3 protein-coding genes are annotated in these 4,734 nt (G+C 42.9%); 2 read left to right on the top strand and 1 reads right to left on the bottom strand.

Features of this window, described 5'->3' with window-relative positions:
• The first annotated feature begins 23 nt into the window (after positions 1-23).
• Positions 24-1,751, top strand: a complete 1,728-nt coding sequence (locus ACMJ0U_RS12455; protein WP_417130194.1) for an IdeS/Mac family cysteine endopeptidase — start codon at positions 24-26, stop codon at positions 1,749-1,751.
• Positions 1,752-1,871: 120 nt separating this feature from the next.
• The gene (locus ACMJ0U_RS12450; protein WP_417130193.1) at positions 1,872-3,092 is read left to right on the top strand and encodes an IS256 family transposase; all 1,221 of its coding nucleotides are present in this window, start codon (positions 1,872-1,874) and stop codon (positions 3,090-3,092) included.
• 145 nt (positions 3,093-3,237) lie between these two features.
• Here ACMJ0U_RS12450 and ACMJ0U_RS12445 read toward each other — a convergent pair.
• The coding region (locus tag ACMJ0U_RS12445; protein ID WP_417130192.1) for a S41 family peptidase at positions 3,238-4,734 on the bottom strand (1,497 nt) is incomplete at its 5' end.

The following is a 4,734-nucleotide window of genomic DNA, read 5'->3' as shown; positions in this document are numbered from 1 at the left end:
ACAACTAGATTATTGACTAATTTATGAAAAGAAATCATTCTAATTTATTCAGCCATTCATTACAGACATTTTTATGTATAGGATTGCTGATAGCATCTTCTTGTACCTCCGAATTTGAGGACTCACCGCAAGTACAAAAAGATGAATATATCGAGTTTTCTTTCAATACTATTGATTCGAGAGCCTCTGTCAACCAATATGGCAATGGAAATTTCACGGAAGGCGATGTGATAGGTTTGTACATCAGCAATGGCAGCCAAACAGAGTTCAGAAAACTTACATACGTAGAAGGTAAGTGGATGCCGAATTTAAGACGATCAGACTTCGGCAATGGAGAACTGAAAATGACAGCCCACTATCCATTAGTCTCTGAAAGTGAGACCTCCACTTCATTTCATATCCCCACAAACCAGAATGCAGAAGGCTATAATCCGGCTGATATTTTATTTGCCGAGAATACGCTTCCTGCCGGAGAAAATAAATCAAGCCTGAATTTCAAGCATATAATGCACAAGCTGGTTATCAAACCGGCTACAGATTTGAAAAACGCAGAAATAAAGGTTCGGACGATTGCAAACGGAGAAATAAATTTATTGACAGGGGAGGCAAACGTATTGCATGGTGAAAATACATTCGACTATATAACGCCTAAAAAAAATACTGACGGAAGCCTGGAAGCCATAATATACCCGCAACCCACAGATAATTACCAGACAAATGATGGACTGCTATCTATCGTGTCAAACGGGAAAGAATCCATATACAAAGCTCCCGAAAAATACAACAACGGAAGTCCTTGCAGCCAGTTTGAGGCAGGCAAAATATTTACAATCAACCTGTCTGTCATCACTCCGGATTTGAACTGGGCCAATAAAAAAATCTGGGTTTATGGCATCAATCCACCCGAGGATGCAGCCTGGAAGTGTCTTTTCCCCAATTTAAGCTACACAGAATATTTACTCTGGAAGAAGGAATACGGATGGTATGATGTAAACAAGAGAAACCCTTCCAACAAGACTGGCGGAGTGCCTGATGGAATGATGTGCTGGGCCGTTTCTGCCGCTAATTTGATACACTGGTGGATGGACAGAAACAAAGAGTATATTGACAAATATATCGAACAGGGCAAATATAAAGGTCCGAGTTCCCAATACAACTTTGAAAATGCAAAGACAGAGAATAAACAGGAAAGTGAGATTTTCCAGACATTCCTCAACTCATTTCAGAATGAAGCTGGAAATATCGATGAAGGGGTAAACTGGTTTATTCATGGTATCAAACCCATATCAAACACCATGAGAAATCCGGTGAACCTCGCGGGATACTTTCAAGATGTATTTCCCAAGGACATAAAACTGGCTACAAATATAGCCGGAATGGGAAAAGAGACATTCAATAAAACCATAAAAGACGCACTACAAAACAAGAAAGCAATAGGATTCAACAGAGGAGCGGTAAGAAATAGCCACGCCATGGTCATCTGGGGTGCAGAATTTGATGAAAACGGTGATGTGTCATACATCTATATAGCCGACAATAACGATAGAAATCAGTTTCTTACCTGGGAATATGGATGCATGAAAGAAAAAGTCGTTTATAAAACAATGCCTGAAGGTGGAACGATGACCGGATATACAACCGGACAGATAGAGGCACCGGCAGATGACTATATCCCCATCAACAGGCTGTATACGCTTGAACTAGGAACACAATATTGGGAAAACTATTTCAAACAGGCTGCAAACAATTAACAACTTGGGTATCAAGTAAAACAAAAACGGCACTATAAAATATTTTGTGTAAATGGAAATACGGGATTCAAAGTGAGTTCCGTATTTTTTATTTTATAGATTTGCAAAATGAAGAAGATTATGAAAGAAAAGAATCAAGTAGTGCCCGATGAGGTGTTAAGCAAGGAGTTCCTTAGCCAGTTCAAGACAGAAGCCGATGTAAGCAAGTTCCTGAAGCAGCTGCATGCCCAGGTCTTGGAAAAGATGCTTGAAGGCGAAATGGATGCCCATTTGGGGTATGAAAAGAATTCTGTGGCCGGTAACAATAGTGGTAATTCACGTAATGGCAGCTATCCGAAGAAAATCCAGACCGAACATGGAGAAGCCGTCATCTCTATACCCCGTGACCGTAACGGCCAATTTGAACCGATAGCCGTACCCAAACATGAAAGCCGTGGACTTTCTATAGAAAAGCTTGTTATCTCCCTATACGCCAAAGGAATGAGCGTTTCTGATATAGAGGAAGAGATGCGTGAGATTTATGAAATAGAACTCTCCACATCGGCCATTTCCATCATTACCAACAAAGTTAATCAGGCTGCCCAGGAGTGGCAAAACCGCCCCCTTGATCCTGTTTACCTGATAGTCTGGATGGACGGTATCGTCTTCAAGGTACGGGATAACGGCAAGATCATAAACAAGACCGTTTATCTTTGTGTCGGGCTGAAACAGAACGGCTTGAAGGAGGTTCTTGGCATGTGGGTCGGCAAATCGGAAAGTTCCTCTTTCTGGATGGGCGTCCTGACCGATTTAAAAGCCCGTGGAGTGCAGGATATACTGATTACCTGTACCGACAACCTGAATGGATTTACGGATACTATCCGCACCGTATTCCCTCAGTCATCCACCCAAATCTGTGTGGTACATCAGATCAGGAACTCCTGTAAATATGTCGTTTATAAGGATAAGAAAGAGTTTACGGCGGATATGAAGAATATCTATAATGCACCCAACAAAGAGGTTGCTGCCGAGGAACTTGACAATATGGAAAAGAAATGGGGAGGAAAGTATCCATACGCCATACTTTCATGGAGGAATAATTGGGATGATCTGACCGTTTTCTTCCAGTTCCCGCTGGAAATCAGAAAAATAATCTACACAACCAATCTCATTGAAAACCTGAACGGGAAAATCAGAAAGTACACGAAATCAAAGCTTTCATTCCCTTCGGACGATGCCGTAAAAAAGACCGTATATCTCTCACTTATGGAGATTGAAAAGAAATGGACAATGCCTATCTCAAACTGGGGCTTGATTATGAACCAATTTATGCTTATATTTGAAAACAGAATCCAGATATAAGAACAAACTTATAACTGAATCCTGTTTCCATTTACACAAAATTTTGGACAGTGTCACAAAAACCATGCCGTGTCCGGCAAGCTAAATCTGCTTGTGACACGGCATGGTTTATATCTCCTTTTCCAAGATACCTTCTGACAAACGGTTAATTCTTCTGGTCCAGCTCTTTAAGCAGTTCATCTACCGCAGCCTTCAACTGTGTATCCTCTCCTTTCACTACTGTTTCAGGTGCATTCAACACATATACATCCGGCTCCAGCTCTTTGTTTTCCAAATAGCTTCCATCTGGCAGACGATAACCAATCACTGGAATACCAAAAATCAAATCCGGATCTTGCATCCGTACCCAGTTAACACTGGTCATTGTTCCAGGTACCGGAGCACCTACCAGCTTACCCATCTGACGATGTTTATACACCCACGGTGTGCCGTGTGCATTGGAATAGTTGGCTTCGCACTGTACCATGATAGAAGGCTTGTTCCAACGACGGCTTGGCATATCACAGGCCTCACGACCACGGATAACCTGTGTCAGATACTTCTGACCACTGAACAGCACTTCAATATCTTCGTGCAAACGTCCTCCTCCATTGAAACGGGTATCAATTACAATACCTTCGCGGTTGTTGTATTTACCCAGAATGTCGGAATATACCGTACGGAAGCTACCGTCATCCATCGATTCGATATGTACATATCCCAGACGGCCGTTTGACCATTTATCCACATCTGCCGCACGCTGTTTTACCCAGCGTTCATACAACAGACTGCTCAGCGTTCCACTGCTGATAGGTTTCACCACCTCATCCCAGCGTTCTTTTGATTGTGCATCGTAGAATGAAACCAATATCTTCTTGCCAGCCTTTCCGTTCAGTAAAGCAGAGAAATCCGTATCTACCGGCTGACCGTCAACCTTTTCAATCACCACACCCGGCTTTACACGTGTGGTTTTCCGGTCGAACGGGCCTTTTTCTACCACTTCGTCCACCTTCATGCCTTTACCGGTATAATTCCAGTCATAAAGCAATCCCAGGCTGGCAGTCGCTTCTTTCACTCCCGGGCGATAACGACCACCTGTATGCGATACGTTCAGTTCACCCAGCAGTTCACTCAACATTTCCGCATAATCATACTTATTATTGATGTGCGGCAAGAAACGGCGATAATTAGCGGTCATGGCCTTCCAGTCTACCCCGTGCATATTCACTTCATAGAAGCGTTTCTGCTCCTCACGACACATATTATCGTACATATAGGCACGTTCGGCAGCCAAATCCATCTTCATTTCTGCCCGATAAGAAATCGGCTTCAGCTTCTCACCGCTTAAATCCATCTGCTGCATGGAGCCTGAACCTAATACAAAAAGATTCTTTCCGTCTTTATCCATTTCCATATCAGCCCACCCGGAACCCATCTTGTGCAACAACTTGGTTTCACGTTTGCGCAAATCCATCTTCCACATATCGAATCCACGTTCAAAAGCCGACAGATAATACAAACTTTCTCCATCCTTTGAAAGAATGGCCGAAGCGATGCTCGATGAGTTCGGCGTCAGACGTACGATGCGGTCCTGAATACCCTCCAGTTCCACCACGATGTCTTTCACCTTTTCAGCTTCCTCTTTCTTGTCTTTATCCTCTTT

The organism is Phocaeicola sp., from assembly GCF_048170425.1.
Lineage (GTDB): Bacteria > Bacteroidota > Bacteroidia > Bacteroidales > Bacteroidaceae > Phocaeicola.
The sequence above is the reverse complement of the archived record's forward strand: the minus strand, read 5'-3'. Positions and strand labels throughout refer to the sequence as shown.